Below are 17,007 nucleotides of genomic sequence, written 5' to 3'. Positions count from 1 at the left end.
GGGGCGCCGTCAGGCGTGCGTCCGCGCCGGGATCCATCGGGCTGCGCGCGCCCGGACCCGGCCGCGCTCAGGGGGCCATGACGGTGGCGAGGCGGTAGCGGGTCAGCTCCTCCTCCACCAGCAGGTACATGTCCTCGGGCGGGGTGCGCAGGGCGTGGGTCATCAGCAGCGGATCGACCCCCATCTCGGCCAGGTATTCCATCACCTTGCCCTGGCCTTCCTGGATCTTCTCGACCGCGAGGAAGGCCGGCAGCAGGGTGTTTTCGTCGTAATAGTGCTGGTGCAGCCCCACCCAGGCGGTGCGCGAGACGGTGCGCTCGACCCCGCCGGCGAGGATGTAGGGGCAGGCCGACAGGCACGCCGCGTCGGGCAGGGCGAGCGTGTCTAGGTCCAGCTCCCGCAGCCGCCGGCCGATCTTCAGCGCCTCGTCGACCGAGCCGCCGGGGCTGTGCAGCGCCACCGCGTCGGGGGGGCGGGGCAGGTCCTCGAGGTAGAAGCGCAGGCGGGCGGCGGCGCCCTCGTCGATGGCGCCGGCGACCAGCATCACCTCGCCGAACTCCTCGGTCGGGTGCATCGAGAAGGTCAGCCGCCGGGGCAGGGTCTGGGGCAGGCGGACGGGGCCCTCGTCGGGCTGCTCGGGGCCCATGCGGGTGGGCACCTGGCCGGGAGAGAACGGCCGGCGCTGGTCGCCGGGCGAGACGGCGGGGACGGGGGCGGTCTCGATCCCCTCGCGCCCCGCGGTCTCGATCACGCCCCAGCCGGTCTCGAGCAGCACCGCGCCCGCGACCAGCGCCTGGCCCAGCAGGCACAGCCGCAGGACCGTGCGGGCGGAGGGCAGGCGGTCGGTCCAGGGGCGGGGCGGGCCGGCGGCCTCCCGCGGCGGCGCCTCGGTCTCGGCGCTCACGCTATTCGGCCGCGTCGACGGGGAAGCGGCGGGGGCGGCGGGCCTCGGCCGCGGTCTCGGCCTGGCCCATCGAGGTCTCGATGTCGCGCATCGCCCGCATGGCGGCCCGCAGTTCGGCGAGCGTCAGCGTGTCCTCGGTCGCGGCCCCCTCGCGGCCGCGTCGGATCGCGGCCTGGGTGACGGCGAGAATGAAGACCAGCACGCCCGGCAGCAGGTCGATGGCGATGGCGCCGGCCCAGGAGGGGGCGAAGTTCCCCGCGTAGCGGATCACCGCGTCGGCCGAGGAGATCGGCGTGTAGGTCGTCTCCTGCGGGGGCGGCATGGCGAGCACCTCCTCCGCCGCCGCGCGCAGCGTCGCCGCCCGCCCGTCGAGCGCGTCGAGCACCGAGCCGATGGTCGCCGCCTGGTCCTCGCGCACGCCCGCGGAGCGCCCGTCGAGCTCGGGCAGCACCACCGAGGCGCGCAGGTCCTCGGCCGCCCGCGCCACGAGGGGCGCGACCTGGAGCTGGCGCAGGGTGGTGATGACGCCCGCCAGCCGCACCGATTCCTCGGAGAAGGTGACCGAGCGCTGTTCGACCGAGCCCTGCTCCACGATCAGCGCCCGCATGCGGGAGAGGATGTCGTTGCCTTCCTCGAAGGCGCTCTGGATGGGCGCGTTCTGGGCGGCGATCTGGGCCTCGAGCGCGCGCAGCTCGTCGGCCTTCTGGTTGAGCAGGCGGAAGACGGCGCCGCGGCCGGCGGTGCCGGAGAGCTCCCCCGCGCGTTCCTGCTCGGAGAGATCTTCGAAGGACGTGCGGGCGCGGGCCACGTCGCGCTCCAGCCCCTGGGCGGAGACGGCGATCAGGTGGGCGCGCTCGAGGCTCGCCTGGTAGTCCTGCACGGTGCGGGCGAGGTGCTGCTCCACCGCCGCGCCGCCGGCCAGCGCGGCGGCGTTCAGCCAGCTCGACATCGCCACGATGGCGAGCGAGCCGACGAGGGTGGCGATCCCCAGCCCCACGAAGCCGCCCGCGGTGCGCATCGCCGGCAGCAGGCGCATCAGGTAGCTCCAGAACACGAAGATCCCGACCGAGACGGCGATGGAATAGGCCGCCGCCGCGAGGAAGGTCATCGGTCCGGAGCCGTCCAGCAGGCTCGAGACGCCCAGGTAGGTGTAGATGCCCGAGGCCACCGCCAGCACCCCCAGGGCGGCCGGCGTGAAGGCGTCGAGCCAGCTGAGGTGCCCCTCGAGCTCGCGGGCGGAGCGAAGCCCTCGGGCCTCGTCCCGCGAAATGTCATCGTCCGTCAATCGCCGCTCCCACTCTCCCCCGGGGAGATATGGGGGGCCGCGGCGCATCATCAACGCGCGGGGCGATCACCGCCGCGCCAGCGGACGGCGGGGGAGCCCGGGCGCGGGCGCCCCGGGGCCTCCCGCGCGTCGCCTTCGCCCGGGCTTGCGCGCGCCGCGCGGGCCGGGCTCAGAACCCGACCGCGCAGCCGTCCTTGCGCGGGTCGGAGCCCGCCGAATACCCGCCCCCCGGCAGCCGTCGGATCAGCTGCGCGCCGCCGAAGCCGAAGGAGACGTCGGGCGTTTCCAGCGAGATCGCGTGACCCATCCCGCGCAGCGCGGCGACCAGTCGATCGTCCATCGCCTGCTCGCAGGCCACGCCCAGACCCTCGGTGATCCGCCAGCGGGGCGCGTCGGCCGCGCTCTGCACGTCCTGGTCCCACAGCTGGGTGCGCAGGACCATCTGCATGTGCCCCTGCGCCTGCATCGGGCCGCCCATCACGCCGAAGGACATCTCGGGCGCGCCGTTCTTCATCAGGAAGCCGGGGATGATGGTGTGGAACGGGCGCTTGCGCGGGCCGACCTGGTTCTGCGAGCCGGGCGCCAGCGAGAAGCCGCAGCCCCGGTTCTGCAGGCTGACCCCGGTCCCCTCCGGCACCACGCCCGACCCGAAGCCCATGTAGTTCGACTGGATGAAGGAGATCATCATGCCCGAGGCGTCCGCCGCCGTCAGGTAGACCGTGCCCCCGGCCTTCGGCGCGCCCGCGCCGAAGTCCTGCGCCCGCGCAGGGTCGATCATCGCCGCGCGCTCGGCCAGGTAGCCCGGCGCCAGCAGGTCCTCGACCCCCACCGTGGTCATGTGGGCGAGGTCGGCCACGTATTCCTCGGCGTCCCGCAGGGCGAGCTTCATCGCCTCGATCATCAGGTGCACGGCCTGCGGGTCGTCGGGGCCGAAGTCGCGGACGCCGGTCTGCTCCAGGATCTTCAGCGCCATGCAGGCGGCGATCCCCTGGCCGTTGGGCGGGATCTCGTGCAGCTCGGCCCCGTCGAAGGCGCCCGAGACGGTGCCGCACCAGTCCGGCGCCTCTGCCGCGAGGTCGTCGAGCGTCATCGCAGCCCCGTGGCGGGCGGCATCCGCCGCGATCCGCTCGGCGATCTCTCCGCGGTAGAAGGCCTCGCCCTTCGTGGCCGCGATCAGGCGCAGGTCTGCGGCGGCGGCGGGGTTGGAGAACCGCTCGCCGGGCAGGGGGGCGCGGCCGCCTGGCAGGAAGGTCCGGGCGAAGCCGGGCTGGTCCTTCAGGGTCGCCACGCTGCGCGCCCAGGTGGTCGCGATCATCGGGGTGACGGCGTAGCCGCCCTCGGCGAGGCGGATGGCGGGGGCGAGCAGCGTCTCGAACGGCAGGGTCCCGAAGCGCGCGTTGAGCGCCATCCAGGCGCCGACGGCGCCGGGGACGGTGACCGCCTCCCAGCCGCGCTCGGGCATGGCGTCCCGCCCCGCGAAGCGCTCCGGCGTCCAGCCGGCGGGGGAGCGGCCGGAGGCGTTCAGCCCGTGCAGCGCCGAGCCGTCCCACAGGATCGCGAAGGCGTCCGAGCCGAGGCCGTTGCCCGTGGGCTCGACCACCGTGAGGGCCGCGGCGGCGGCCAGCGCCGCATCCACCGCGTTGCCGCCCAGGCGCAGCATCTCGAGCCCCGCCTGCGCCGCCAGCGGCTGGGAGGTCGCCACCACGTTGTCGGCCATCACCGGCGAGCGGCGGGAGGGGTAGGGGGCGACGATCGGGAAGGACATGGAAGGCTCCGCGGTGGGAATTACAGGCTCTGGCGCACGTCGAGCGCGTCGCGCAGCCAGTCGCCGATGAAGTTGATCGCCAGCACCACCAGCATGATGGCGAGGCCGGGGAACACGCCCAGCCACCAGGCCTGGGACACGAACCCTCGGCCGTCGGCGAGGATTAGGCCCCAGGTGGGGGTGGTCGCCTCGACGCCGAGGCCCAGGAACGACAGCGTCGCCTCGCCCAGGATCGCGTAGCTGACCGACACCGTCGCCTGCACGATGATCGGGGCCATGGCGCTGGGCAGGATGTGGCGCGCGAGGATGCGGGCGTCGGAGAAGCCCATGGTGCGGGCGGCGTCGACGAACTGCTCCTCGCGGATGGTCAGGGTCATGGATCGCGCGATGCGGGCGAAATCGTCCAGGAAGGCCAGCGACACCGCCACGATCACGTTCACCAGCCCCGCCCCGAACACCGCCACCAGATAGACCGCGATGATGAAGTTGGGGAAGGCCCACTGAAGGTCGATGTAGCGCATGATCACGAGGTCGAGCCAGCCGCCGTACCAGCCCGCGGCCATGCCCATCGCCACCCCCAGCACCAGCGCGATCGCGACCGTCGACACCCCGATCAGCAGCGACACCCGCGTGCCGTAAAGGATGCGCGAGAGCAGGTCGCGGCCCAGATCGTCGGTCCCCAGCGGATGCGCCAGCGACGGGCCGCTCATCATGTCGAGCGTCATCTCGTTGGGATCGTAGGGCGAGATCAGCGCGGCGAAGGTCATGCCGATCACGAAGATCGCCAGCACCGCGAGGCCGACCTGCGCCTTGCGGTCCTTCTTCAGCGCCTGCCACAGGCGGCCGCGGCGGCGGGGCGGCAGGGCCTCGGCGGTCTCGGCGGGGGCGAAAGCTGCGTCGGTCATCACTCGTACCGGATCCTCGGGTCGAGCGCGCCGTAGAGCAGGTCGACCAGCAGGTTGGAGAAGACGAAGAAGGCCGAGATCACCAGGATCGCGCCCTGCACGACGGGGTAGTCGCGGGCCTGGATGCCGCCGATCAGCACCCGGCCCAGGCCCTTGATGGCGAAGACGTTCTCGACCACCACCGCGCCCGAGATCAGCAGCGCGAAGGCGATGCCCACCACCGTGACCACCGGGATCAGGGCGTTGGGCATCGCGTGGCTCCACAGCATCGCCCGCTCGCGCAGGCCCTTGGCCTTGGCGGTGCGCATGTAGTCGGCCTTCAGCACCTCCAGCAGCGAGGAGCGGATCATGCGCGCGATGATCGCCGAGAAGGCGGTGCCCACCGCGATGGCCGGCAGGATCAGGTGCTCGAGCCAGCCCCAGAAGCTTTCGGACAGGGGCACGTAGCCGATGGCGGGCAGCCATTGCAGGTTGGCCGCGAAGACGATGATCAGCAGGATCGCGAGCCAGAAGTCGGGCATCGACAGGCCCAGGAAGGCGCCGAGGCTGACGGCCGCGTCGGCGGGCGTGTTGCGCCGGGTGGCCGAGATGATGCCCGCCGGCACCGCGATCACCACCGCGATCAGGAAGGACAGCAGCGCCAGCGACATCGTCCGCGGCAGCGCCTCGGCGAGGATGGTGCGCACCGGCTGGTTGGAGCCGTAGATCGAGGCGCCGAGGTCGCCCTGCAGCGCGTTCCACATCCACAGGCCGTATTGCACCACCAGCGGCTGGTCGAGGCCGAGCTTGGCGCGCAGCGCGGCCTCCGCCTCGGGGCCGGCGGCGTCGGCGAGCATGGCCGCGATCGGGTCGCCGGGGACCAGGCGCAGCATGAAGAAGACCAGCGTCGCCACCGCCCACATCACGGCCAGCGCGCCCAGGTTTCGTCGGATCAGGAAGGCGGTCATCGGCCGGCCTCCGGTTGCGGTCCCTCGACCGTCTCGGCGGAAGGCCCGGCCCCGGATGGGGCCGCGCCTGCGGTTCGGAGCGCCCGCCTCCCGCGGGAGGCGCCCCTGGCTCGACCCGGGGCCTCTGGCCGCCGGCGCGGCGGGCGCGACGCTCGGGGGCGGGCGGCGCCGCGTCTCCCCCGGCTTCGCGCCGTAGGCGGGCGTCGGGAGGCCCCGGGTCAGGCCCGGGGCGCCCCTGGGGCGGGCATCGCGGCGGACGTCGCCGGGGCGCGCGGGCGTCCCTCCCCGCGCGCCCCGGCCCCGCGCGGCGGCGCGCCCGTCCGGCCGGATCCGGCGGTCGGGCGGCGTCGCGGCGGGCGGGACCGCGGCCGGCGCCCCCTCCCGGGCGCAGGCCGCGGCCGCCTTCCGGGCGCGTCAGCCGAGGGTGACGCGATCCAGGTCGACGAGGCCGGGAATGCGGCTCTCGGCCGGGTAGTCGACCGACTTCGCGCGCACCAGCACGTCGACAGGGTGATAGAGGAACCCGCAGGTCACCTTGTCCGAGGTGATCGCGTTCGCCTTCTGCACCAGCCCGCGGCGCGTCTCGGGATCCGGCGTCACCGACTGCTGGGCCGACAGCGCGTCCACCTCGGGGTCCGAGAAGAAGCCGTAGGGCATCTTCTCCTTGTCGCGGGTGCGGCCGTTGAACTTGCAGGTGGTGGTCATCCAGTCCTCGAGCGCGTCGTCGGGGTCGTAGTCCCCGCCCGAGCCGGTGAGCGTCATCTGGAAGTCCATCGCCTGGAAACGCTCCAGCTGGACGGTGAACTCCATCACCTCCACGGTCACGGTGATGCCCAGCACCTGCTTGAGGATGTTGGCGATCACCAGCCCGTCGCGCTTGTGGGACGAGCGCACGTGCAGGCTGATCGGCGGGAAGCCCTCGCCGCCCGGATAGCCGGCGGCGGCCAGCAGCTCCTTCGCGCCGTCGGGGTCGTAGGCCTGCTCCGAGGTCTCGGCGATGGCGTCGTCGTAGTAGTAGGCCATGGCCGCGTTGACCGAGCCGTAGGCGGGCAGGCCGTAGCCGAAGCGGGCCTGCTTGATGAACAGGTCGCGGTCCAGCGCCTTGGCCAGCGCCAGGCGGACCATGAAGCCCTTGTCCTTCTTCAGCTCCTCCATCGGCTTGTCGAAGCTCTCGACCTTCATCGGCTCGACCCAGGGGTTCAGCCAGACCGACTGGAAGCCCGGCCCGGGCTTGATGTCGGTGATCAGGTCGGGGTTGGACTTGAAGCGGTCGATCAGCTGGGCGGCGATCGGGTTGCCCCCGACGAGCTGGATGTCGCCCGCCTCGACCGCCGCGGCCAGCGGCTCGACGCCGTCGATGGGCTGGATCACGACCTTGTCGAGCTTCGGCCGCTCCGGATCCCAGAAGCCCGCGTGCTTCTCCAGCGTCACGCCCTGGCCCAGGACATGCTCGGTGATCTTGAAGGGGCCGGTGCCCACGGGGGCGAGGCCGTAGGCGGCGTCGCCCATCTCCTCCAGCGCGCGCTTCGAGACGATGGAGAGGACGCGGCCGGAGGCGCGCTCGGTCGTCTTGGTCAGGAAGGACGCCTGCGGGGCCTTGAGGGTGAACTTCACCTCGTAGTCCGACAGCTTCTCCAGCGAGGCGACGTTCGAGAGGTTCGCCGAGTGGATCGACTTCGACGGGTCGGAGGAACGCGCGTAGGTGTAGAGCACGTCGTCCGCGGTGAAGGCGTCGCCGTTGTGGAAGGTCACGCCCTCGCGCAGCTTGAACGTGTAGACGAGCCCGTCCTCCGAGATTTCCCAGCTCTCGGCCAGGTCGCCCTCGGCGATCAGGTCGGGCTTGATGTGGGTCAGGCCCGACAGGACGTTGGAGGTGATCTGGAACTGCAGCACCTGGGTCATCTGGCCCGGGTCCAGCGTCACGATCTCGGCCACGCCCGCCCAGGCGCATGTCAGCGTGCCGCCGGCCTTGCCCTGCGCCAGCGCCCTGGTCAGCCCGCCGGGGGCGAGCGACGCCGCGGTCAGCGCGCCGCCCGCCGCCAGCAGCCGCAGCGTGGCCCGGCGCGACAGGCGCGGGCCCGAGAGCTCGTCGCGGCGCAGGCCGAACAGCGGGTCGCGGGGGTCGAAGTCGTGGGCGTCGGCGAGCGCCGCCTTGAGGTGGGGATCGAGGGGGGGCTTCTCGGTCATCTCAGCATCTCCTGTCGGACTTGGCCTGGGTTCGGCGAAAGGTCGACGGGTTTCCCGTCATGTTGGCCGGTCCCGACCGCCGCGGGGCGGGCGAGCCAGCAGGCGGCGCCATGTCCGGCGCCGACCGGCGCAAGCGCCGGGATCTCCTGGGAGCAGCGCGCCACGGCGATCGGGCAGCGCGGATGGAAGGCGCAGCCGGGCGGCGGGGCCGCGGGGCTGGGCGCCTCTCCCTGCAGGGGGACGACCTCGTGGGCGCGGGCGAGCTCGGGGTCCGGCTCGGGCGCGGCGTCGATCAGGGCGCGGGTGTAGGGATGCTGCGGATCCGCGAAGAGCGCGTCGGAGGGGCCCTGCTCGACCACCCGGCCCAGATACATCACCGCCACCCGGTCGCAGAGGTGGCGCACCACGCTCAGGTCATGGCCGATGAACAGGTAGGTCAGGCCCAGCTCGCGCCGCAGCTCGGCCAGCAGGTTGATCACCTGCGCCTGCACCGAGACGTCCAGCGCGCTGACCGCCTCGTCGCACACGATCAGCTCCGGCTCCATGGCCAGCGCCCGGGCGATGCCGATGCGCTGGCGCTGGCCGCCCGACATCTCGTGGGGATAGAGCTCCATGAACCGCGCGGGCAGGCCGCACAGGTCCAGAAGCTCCGCCACCCGCGCCTTCACCTTGCCGCGCGGGCGCAGGCCGTGGACGCGGATCGGCTCGGCCACGATGTCGCCGGCGGACATCCGTGGGTTCAGCGAGGAGAACGGGTCCTGGAAGATCGCCTGCACCCGCCGGCGGAAGGCGGCGCGGTCGGGGCGGGTCTTCACGTGGCGGCCGTCGAACAGGATCTCGCCCTCGGTCGCCTCCTGCAATTGCAGGGCGGCGCGGGCGAGGGTGGTCTTGCCGCAGCCGCTCTCGCCCACCAGCCCCACCGCCTCGCCGCGACGGATCTTGAGGGAGACGCCGGAGACGGCGCGCACCTGCCCCGTCTCCCGCCGCAGGAGGCCGGAGCGGATCGGGAAGCGGACGTGAAGGTCCACGATCTCCAGCAGCGGCGGCTGGGAGGGCGCGGGGGCGCTCATGCCGCGGGCTCCGGCGTGGGGAGGGGCAGGGGGCGCCAGCAGGCGAAGGCGTGGTCGCCCGCGCGCTCCAGCGGCGGTTCCTCGGCCCGGCAGCGGGCCTCGGCCCGGGCGCAGCGGGGGTGGAAGCGGCAGCCGGCGACGGGGCGCATCGGGTCGGGGGGCGAGCCGGGGATCGGCTGCAGCCCGCTCGCCCGGTCGAGGTCGAGCCGGGGCACGCTGTCGAGCAGCCCGCGGGTGTAGGGATGGCGCGGCGCCTTGTAGAGGGCGCGGGCCTCGGCCGCCTCGACCACCCCGCCGGCGTACATGACGGTGACCCGGTCGGCGTAGCGCGCCACGATCCCGAGGTTGTGGGTGATCAGCACCAGCCCCACGCCATGCTCCCGGCACAGCTTCGCGGTCAGCGCCAGGATCTGCGCCTGGATGGTGACGTCGAGCGCGGTGGTCGGCTCGTCCGCCAGGATCAGCCGCGGCCGGCAGGCGAGCGCCATGGCGATCACCACCCGCTGGCGCATGCCCCCCGAGAACTGGTGGGGGTATTGCGCGAGCCGCCGCTCGGGGTCGGTGACGCCGACCTGGGCCAGCAGCTCCACCGCGCGCGCCGCGGCCTCGGACTTCGAGATCCCCAGCTTCGCGCGCATCCCCTCGGTCAGCTGCCGGCCGATGGACAGGACCGGGTTCAGGGCCGTCATCGGCTCCTGGAAGATCATCGCCATGTCGCCGCCGCGCAGGGCGCGCCGCGCCTCCTCGTCCAGCGCGGCCAGGTCGCGGCCGTCGAAGCGGATGCGCCCGGCGCCGATAGTCAGCTCCTCGGGCAGCAGGCCCATGGCGGCGAGCGCGGTGAGCGACTTGCCCGAGCCCGATTCGCCCACCACCGCCACCGTCTCGCCCTCCGCCACGCTCAGCGAGGCGCCGTGCACCAGGCGGAGGCGCTCGCCGTCGCGGGCCAGGTCGATGGCCAGATCCTCGATCTCCAGAAGCGGCAAGCCTTCTCCTTTTCGGATGCGGCGCGTCGTCTTGCGGGCGTGACCGCGGGGGGCGCGGCGTGTCAGGGGCGGGCCGTAACGTCGAACGCGGGCGGCGCGCCCGACTCGACAGGTCGGGGTGGACCTATTATCGATATCGATAATGGGGGCCAAGAGAGCGGGGGTGTCAATGCGGTCATCGTCGGACGCTGCGTCGCAAGGCCTGGGGGCGTCGCAAGGCTCGGGGGCGGACTCCGCGGCCGGGGAGCCGGGCGGGCGGGAGATCGGCAAGGGCGCCGGGCGCCCGCCGGATCGCGGCGGCGCGGCCAGCGGGCCGGGCCGGCGCGCGGACCAGGTCCACCTGGCCCTGCGCCGGGCGGTGCTGTTCCGCGACCTCGTCCCCGGCGACCACCTGCTGGAGCAGACCCTCGCCGCCGAGCACGGCTGCAGCCAGGGCACCGTGCGCGAGGCGCTGCTGCGCCTCTCCGAGGAAGGCCTGGTCGAGCGTCGCGGCTATCGCGGCACCGTGGTCACCGAAACCAGCCTGCCCGAGGCCGCCCAGATGGTGCGCGTGCGCCTGTCGATCGAGCGGGGCGTGGCCCTGCGCATCGCCGCAGGCGAGGCCGCGATGGACGACCCGCGCCTGCCCGGGATCCTCGCCGCGATGGACGAGGCGCATGCGGCGGGCGATCTCTACCGCTGCTCCGAGCTCGACCGCGACTTCCACGCCGCCCTCGCCGAGGTGGCGGGCATGGGCCTGCTGCGCCCGATGCTGCTGCGCTGCGCGCTGCACATCCACCGCTACACGCTGGGCGGGCTCGAGGTGCCGCGGCCCTTCTTCCAGGAGGCCGGGGTGGGCGACGAGCATCGCGCGCTTCTGGCCGACCTGCGCCGGGGCGACGCCGCCGTCGCCGCGCGCGCCATGGCCGACCATCTCGCCCGGGTGCTGACCCGCTGGGCCCCCTCGCTTCACGCCGCCGCCGGGGGCGAGGCCGCCTTCCGCGGCGACTGACCCCCGCGGGCCCCTTTCCCGCCGAACCCGGAGCCTCGCCATGACCTACTCGATCGTCGCCCGCGACCCCGCCACCGGCGAATTCGGCGTGGGCGTCGCCAGCCGCTTCTTCGCCGTCGGCGCGCTGGTCCCCAACATCCGGCCCAATGCGGCGGTCGCCACCCAGGCCTTCGTGAACCCGCTGTGGGGCGTCGAGGGCGCCGAGCGCATCGCCGCCGGAGAGGCGCCCGAGGCGGTGCGCGCCGACCTCGTCGCCCGCGACGCCGGCGCGCCCCAGCGGCAATGGCACGCCATCGACGCCGCCGGGCGCATCGCCGCCCACACCGGGGCCGAGTGCATCGACTGGGCCGGGCACCTGGCGGGGGAGAACGTCTCGGTCGCCGGCAACATGCTGGCGGGACCGGGGGTGATCGCGGCCGCGCTCGCCGCCTGGCAGGCCGCGCCCGAGCTGCCCATGGCCGACCGCCTGCTGGCCGCGATGCTCGCGGCCGAGGGCGCGGGCGGCGACAAGCGCGGCCGCCAGTCCGCCGCGATCCGCATCCACGACGGCGAGGTCTATCCCCGGCTCGACCTGCGCGTCGACGACCACGCCCGGCCGCTGGAGGAGCTCGAGCGCCTGCTGGCCGTGGCGCGGGAGCGCTTCACCCTGTTCTCCGCCCGCATGGGCCGGGCCGCCGCCTTCTCGGGCGAGACCGACCGCCGCCCCCTCGACGCCGCCATCGCCGCGCTGGAGGCCGAGCGCGAGGCGATGGGCGTGCCGTCGCGCTCCCACGCCGCCGACCCGGACTGAGCGCGGATCCCGACCGGGCCCCGATCCCGACGGACGACGGGGCGAGCTTTCAGCGGGTCGGAGTAACCCGTTGTTAACGAATCTCTCCCGAGATGGCGCAGGGGACCATCGGTCCAAGCGTCTGGGGGAACGTCCGTTTTGGATCCGCATTCTATCCGGGAGGCTGAACGGCGGCTGCGTCCGCCGGCGGCCGACGCGTCCGACCTCGCGCCGGAGCCGCCGAGCCCGCCGCCCCAGCGTCCCCGGTCCGGCGCGCGCCTGCCCGCGCGGGGCGCCGACGCTGCGGCGCGCGCGGGCGGCGCGCCGGACCTCGCGGGCCTCGCCGCCGCGGCGCGGGCGGCCGCGGGCGCCCTGCGCTGCCGGGTGACGGCGGCGGGGCGCGAGGCGGCCTTCCCCGGCGCGCCGGCGCCCGCCGTCGCGCTCTGCGCCGCCTCCTCCGGCCCCGACGAGGCGGAGGAGGCCGAGGCGCCCGACGGGCCGAGCGCGCTCTCCCTCGACGTCGACGCGGCGCTCGACCGCCTGTGCCGCGACCTGCTGGCCCCCGAGCCGCCGACGCCCCGCGCCCACTCCGCCGACGCCGCCGCCGCCGGCTGGCGCCTGGCGCCGCGGCGGGCGGCGGACGGCTCCTCGCTGGAGGGCGTCGCGCTGATCGGCGCCGACGGCGCGCGGCTGGGCGCGGCGGCCTTCGCCTTCCCGCCCCAGGCGGCGACGCGCCCCGACCTCGCGGCGCTGGCGCCGCTGCTCGCGACGTCGCTGGCCGCGCTGCTCGACGGGTCCGCGCGGGAGGAGGACCTGCGCGCCAGCGAACGGCGCTGCCGCGAGCTCGCCCGACGCGCGGATTCCGACCCGCTGACCGGCCTCGCCAACACCCGCGCCTTCCGCGCCGGCGCGCGCTCCCGGCTCGAGACGGGGGGCGGCGCCTGGGCGCTGCTGCTGGTGGACATCGACCACCTCAAGCGGATCAACGACGTCTTCGGCCACGCCTTCGGCGACGTCTACATCCAGGGCATCGCCCGCACCCTGGGCGCCGCCCTGCCGGACGAGGCGCTGTTCGGCCGCATCGGCGGGGACGAGTTCGCGGCCCTCGTGCCGCTGCCGCGCCAGGGGACGGCCTATCTGACGAGCCTCCTGCAGCGCTGCCGCAGCTCGGTGCTGCGGGCGGCGGCGCTGCTGGGCAAGCCGGACCTGGGGCGGATCAGCGTGGGCGTGGGCCTGTTCCCCGACCATTCCGACCGCTTCCGGCAGCTGTTCGAGGCGGCGGACGCCGCCCTCTACGCCGCCAAGGATTCCGGCCGCGGCACGACCGTCGTCTACCAGCCCCGCCTGCACCGCCGCTTCAACGGGCGCGAGCTGGAGCGGCGCTTCCAGGCGGCGATCAAGCGCAACCGGATCGTGCCCTACTTCCACCCGCTGGTGGACCTGCGCTCCGGCGCCTGCGCGGGGTTCGAGGTGCTGGCCCGCTGGATCGACGAGGACGGGGCGGTGCTGGCGCCCAGCGACTTCGGCGCCATCTTCTCCGACCACCGCAAGGCCGAGCTGGTGACCCGCGCCATGGTCAGCGAGGGGCTGGAGCGGTTCGCCGCCTGGCGCGCCGCCTGGCGGGGGACCGAGCACGCGGCCACGGTCGCGCGGTCGCGGCTGGCGGTGAACCTCACCGCGCTCGACCTGATGAACCCCGAGTTCGCCTTCGACCTGCAGGCGGAGCTGGCCGACCGCGGCTTCGACTGGTCGGCGATCACGCTGGAGGTGACCGAGAACATCCTGCTGGGCGACGCCAACGGCCAGATCTACCGCAACCTGTCCGAGCTTCGGGCCCGCGGCGCGCGGCTGGCGATGGACGATTTCGGCACCGGTTACGGCGGGCTCCAGCACCTGGGCCGCTGGCCCATCGACGTGCTCAAGATCGACCGCCGCTTCGTGCGGCGGATGCGCGACGGCGTGCACGACCGCGCGGTGATCGAGGCGATCATCGCCATCGCCGCGCGCACCGGCCTCGACGTGGTGGTCGAGGGGGTGGAGACGCGCGAGCAGCTCGCCGGGCTGCGGGACATGGGCGCGCGGATCGGGCAGGGCGACTTCTTCGCCCGCCCCCTGCCGCCCGAGGCGCTGGAGGGCGCGCGCGCGGTCTACGACGTCGCCCCCGTCCCCTCGGCGCCGCCCGTCGCGGCCCCGCCCGAGGCCCCGCCCGAAGCCCGGCCCTGACGTGTCCGGCCGCCGCAGGCGCCCGGCGGCGGTCCCCGCTCCGCGCGCCGCTCAGTCCGCGAGGCTGATGTCGAGCGCGTTGACCAGCGTGGCCGCGCCCACCGGCTTGCGCAGGAACAGGCCCGGGACATGGGGCGCGTCGCGCTCCAGCGGATCGACGTAGCTGGACATGTAGACCACCGGCGTCCGGCCCTGCGCGGCCTGCAGGGGCTCGGTCTGGATCCGCTCGGCCAGGCGCAGGCCGCCGATGCGGCCGGGCAGCAGCACGTCGGTCAGCAGCAGGTCGAAGCGCGGGCCGGCGTGCGCCAGCTCCAGCGCCTCCTCTGCGGTGCGCGCCGTGACGGCGACGGCGCCGACCGTCTCCAGCAGCTCCAGCACCAGGCCGCCGAAGCCGGGATCCTCCTCGACCACCAGGATCCGCCGGCCCGCCAGGCGCCGGGGGCCGAGGCGCAGGGGCGCGCTCTCCTCGTCCTCCCTGTGCGGCGGGTCGCCGGCGACGGCGCCGTTCAGGGGCAGGACCAGCGTCGCCTCCACCCCCTGGCCGGGAGACGAGGCCAGCTCCATCGTCCCGCCCAGCCGGCGCGCGAACGTGTCGACCATCGCCAGCCCCAGGCCGCTGCCGCCCTCGGTCAGGCGGGTGGTGTAGAACGGTTCGGCCGCGCGGCTCAGCAGCCATTCCGGCATGCCGGGCCCGTCGTCGGCCACCGTCAGGCGCAGGGCGCCGTTGCGCGTGGCCGAGATGCGGATCAGGCCGCCCGCGGGCCGGGACGCGTCCCCGCCGCCGTCCTTCGCCGCCGCGGCCCGATGCTCGAGGATGGCGTTGCGCGCGTTCACCGCCAGGTTCAGCACCGCCGCCTGCAGGTCCACGGGCGCGGCGTGGATCCGCGTCCCCTCGGGCAGGGGCGCGAGCTCGATGCGGATCGTGTCGGGCAGGGCGGCGCGGGCGATCTCCACCGCCTCCTCCAGCGCCGGGGCGAGGTCGATGGACTCGGCCTCCGCCGCGCGGTTGCGCACCAGCGCCAGCAGCCGCTCGGTCAGCTCGGCGCCGCGGCCGCAGGCGAGCTGGATCGCGCGCAGCCGCCGGTCCGTGGTCTCGGCGTCGCCGGCCAGCAGGGCGGTGTCGGCGCTCAGCCGGATCACGCCGAAGATGTTGGCGGTCTCGTGCGCCACGCCCCCGGCCATCTGGCCGATGGCGTCCAGCCGCTCGGTCCGGCTCAGGTTCTCGCGCAGCGCCCAGCCCTGGGTCTCGTCCTGGACCGAGAGGACCTGGAGCTCCCCATCCGCCGGCCGCCGCAGGCCGAAGCGCAGCGCGTGCTCGGCCCCGCCCGGGTCCATCCAGCCCACCCACAGGTCGTGGCGGCGCGTCCCCTCCAGCAGGCGGCGGGCGGGGGATTCCTCGGGGCGCAGGCGACGCCGGTCGCCCAGCGCGTGGAAGCGTTCCTCGAACAGCCAGCGGGCGGGGGAGCGGGCGCCGGCGCTCAGCCGCTCCGCCCCGCGGTTGGTCATGCGCAGGCGGCGGTCGGGGCCGAAGACGAAGACGGCCGCGTCGATGCCGTCAAGGGCGGCGCGCATCTGCGCCTCCTGCCGGCGGGCCTGCGCCTCCTCCCGGTTGCGCAGGCCGGCCAGGCGCAGGACGGTCGCCGCGGCGGTCATCGCCAGCGCCGCGCCCAGGGCGTTGGCCAGCACGCTGACGTCCAGCAGGCCCCGGTCGGCGGCGAGAATGGCGAGCTCGGCCAGCAGCAGCGGACCCAGCAGCGACAGCGGCAGCAGGATCCGCGCCGCCCGGCTGCCCACCCCGGGCCCCGAGGCGTTGCGCATCAGCTGGAAGTCGGGTCGCGACAGCAGGGTCGCCATGAACATCATCGTCAGCGCCGCCGAGGTCTGCGGCGACATCCCCACGAAAGCCAGAGTGGTGTCGTAGGCGTCGCGATCCAGCACCCAGGTGCCCAGCGCGGTCAGCGTCAGCGTCGCGCCCAGCGCGCACAGGATCGAGACCGTGCGGTCCGCCAGCCGCCCGTGGCCCGTCGCCGCCACGGCGCAGATCGCCGCCAGCAGCACCCCGACCGAGGTGCCCAGCGCCATGCGGTCGCCCGCCTCGGGCGGGGCCTGGATGTAGGCGAAGACGGTGGTCGCGATGCGCACGGCGGCGTAGATCCCCGCCGCCGTCGCCAGCGCGATCCCGGCCAGCGTCCAGGTCGAGCGGCCCTGCGCCTCCGCCAGCTTCGGGGCGGCCGCGGCGGCCCGGCTCCATCCGGGCGGCAGGCGCAGCAGCAGGGCGGCCGCGAGCGCCGAGAGGCACATCGCCGTCGGCGGCACCATCGCCGGCGCCGACACGTCGATCCGCACCAGCGCGTCGAGGCCCAGCCCCCAGCCCAGCAGCAGCGTCGCCAGCGAGGTGATCAGCACCACCCCCGCGAGGCCGCCCGCCCAGGCCTCGAGCCGCCGCCGCGTCTCCCGTCGCGCCGCGGCGAAGGGGTCCGCGGACCCCTGGCATCTCGGACCGGGTTCGGAGGAGCCGGTGATCGCGCCGGTCATTCTCCGGCTCCGATCGCGCGGCGCGCATGGCGGCGCACGATCTGGTCGAGCTGGTCGAGCGAGGCGGTCTTGTGGACCTTCGCGACCGTGCTCCGCAGGCCCTGCCGCAGCAGGGGCGATTCGATCAGCTCGATCCGGCCGGTGATCACCACCACCGGCATCTCCGGAGCGACGCGCTCGACGGCGTGGGACAGCGTGATCGCGCCCCCGCCGGCCATCACCACGTCGATGAACACGATGTCGTATTCGGCCGCCTTCAGGCGGGCCAGGAGCTGCTCGCCATCGGTCACGCCCGTGACCTCATGGCCCTTCGCCTCGAGTCCCTCGCAGAACACGTCGAGGTAGGCGGCTTCGTCGTCGGCGATCAGGACGCGGGCCAATGCTCTTCTCTCCCGGTGGATGACCTGCGATGTTTGGGTACGCGCGCAAGGTTAGCGCCGACC

General features: G+C 74.5%; 13 protein-coding genes. 3 read left to right on the top strand and 10 right to left on the bottom strand.

The window, feature by feature from the left end:
* Positions 1-67: 67 nt before the first annotated feature.
* From P2H44_RS21080 to P2H44_RS21045, 8 genes are all read right to left on the bottom strand, one after another.
* A complete protein-coding gene (locus tag P2H44_RS21080; RefSeq protein ID WP_275766826.1) occupies positions 68-904 on the bottom strand; it encodes a COG3904 family protein in 837 nt (278 codons plus the stop codon).
* Between the two features lies 1 nt (position 905).
* Positions 906-2,237, bottom strand: a complete 1,332-nt coding sequence (locus tag P2H44_RS21075; RefSeq protein WP_462976311.1) for a hypothetical protein — start codon at positions 2,235-2,237, stop codon at positions 906-908.
* Between the two features lie 121 nt (positions 2,238-2,358).
* Entirely contained in the window at positions 2,359-3,954 is a 1,596-nt protein-coding gene (locus P2H44_RS21070; protein WP_275766823.1) for a gamma-glutamyltransferase family protein, read from the bottom strand.
* Positions 3,955-3,974: 20 nt separating this feature from the next.
* Entirely contained in the window at positions 3,975-4,859 is an 885-nt protein-coding gene (locus P2H44_RS21065) for an ABC transporter permease (RefSeq protein ID WP_275766821.1), read from the bottom strand.
* On the bottom strand, positions 4,859-5,806 hold the full coding sequence (locus tag P2H44_RS21060; RefSeq protein ID WP_275766820.1) for an ABC transporter permease: 948 nt from the start codon (positions 5,804-5,806) through the stop codon (positions 4,859-4,861). The genes P2H44_RS21065 and P2H44_RS21060 overlap by 1 nt, the downstream gene beginning before the upstream one ends.
* 414 nt (positions 5,807-6,220) lie before the next feature.
* Positions 6,221-7,993: an ABC transporter substrate-binding protein gene (locus P2H44_RS21055; RefSeq protein ID WP_275766818.1), complete on the bottom strand. Its 1,773-nt coding sequence runs from the start codon at positions 7,991-7,993 to the stop codon at positions 6,221-6,223.
* Entirely contained in the window at positions 7,990-9,063 is a 1,074-nt protein-coding gene (locus P2H44_RS21050) for an ABC transporter ATP-binding protein (RefSeq protein ID WP_275766816.1), read from the bottom strand. Before P2H44_RS21050 ends, P2H44_RS21055 begins: the two co-directional genes overlap by 4 nt.
* Positions 9,060-10,046, bottom strand: a complete 987-nt coding sequence (locus P2H44_RS21045; RefSeq protein ID WP_275766813.1) for an ABC transporter ATP-binding protein — start codon at positions 10,044-10,046, stop codon at positions 9,060-9,062. The genes P2H44_RS21050 and P2H44_RS21045 overlap by 4 nt, the downstream gene beginning before the upstream one ends.
* Positions 10,047-10,215: 169 nt before the next feature.
* Here P2H44_RS21045 and P2H44_RS21040 point away from each other — a divergent pair, with 169 nt between their 5' ends.
* The 3 genes from P2H44_RS21040 to P2H44_RS21030 all read left to right on the top strand — a co-directional run bounded on the left by P2H44_RS21040 (position 10,216) and on the right by P2H44_RS21030 (position 14,029).
* A complete protein-coding gene (locus P2H44_RS21040; RefSeq protein WP_275766811.1) occupies positions 10,216-11,037 on the top strand; it encodes a GntR family transcriptional regulator in 822 nt (273 codons plus the stop codon).
* A 40-nt stretch (positions 11,038-11,077) separates the two neighbouring features.
* A complete protein-coding gene (locus P2H44_RS21035; RefSeq protein ID WP_275766808.1) occupies positions 11,078-11,827 on the top strand; it encodes a DUF1028 domain-containing protein in 750 nt (249 codons plus the stop codon).
* A gap of 138 nt (positions 11,828-11,965) precedes the next feature.
* A complete protein-coding gene (locus P2H44_RS21030) occupies positions 11,966-14,029 on the top strand; it encodes a phosphodiesterase (RefSeq protein ID WP_275766807.1) in 2,064 nt (687 codons plus the stop codon).
* Between the two features lie 51 nt (positions 14,030-14,080).
* On the opposite strand, the gene P2H44_RS21025 is transcribed toward P2H44_RS21030, so the two are convergent.
* Together P2H44_RS21025 and P2H44_RS21020 are read right to left on the bottom strand one after the other, a co-directional pair.
* Positions 14,081-16,564: a hybrid sensor histidine kinase/response regulator gene (locus P2H44_RS21025; RefSeq protein ID WP_275766805.1), complete on the bottom strand. Its 2,484-nt coding sequence runs from the start codon at positions 16,562-16,564 to the stop codon at positions 14,081-14,083.
* Positions 16,561-16,944: a response regulator gene (locus P2H44_RS21020; RefSeq protein WP_275766803.1), complete on the bottom strand. Its 384-nt coding sequence runs from the start codon at positions 16,942-16,944 to the stop codon at positions 16,561-16,563. Before P2H44_RS21020 ends, P2H44_RS21025 begins: the two co-directional genes overlap by 4 nt.
* Positions 16,945-17,007 lie beyond the last annotated feature (63 nt).

Origin of the sequence: Albimonas marina (assembly GCF_029223255.1) — a bacterium.
In the GTDB taxonomy this organism is placed as follows: Bacteria; Pseudomonadota; Alphaproteobacteria; order Rhodobacterales; family Rhodobacteraceae; genus Albimonas.
Note: the sequence above shows the minus strand (reverse complement) of the source record. Positions and strands in the feature narration are given on the sequence as shown.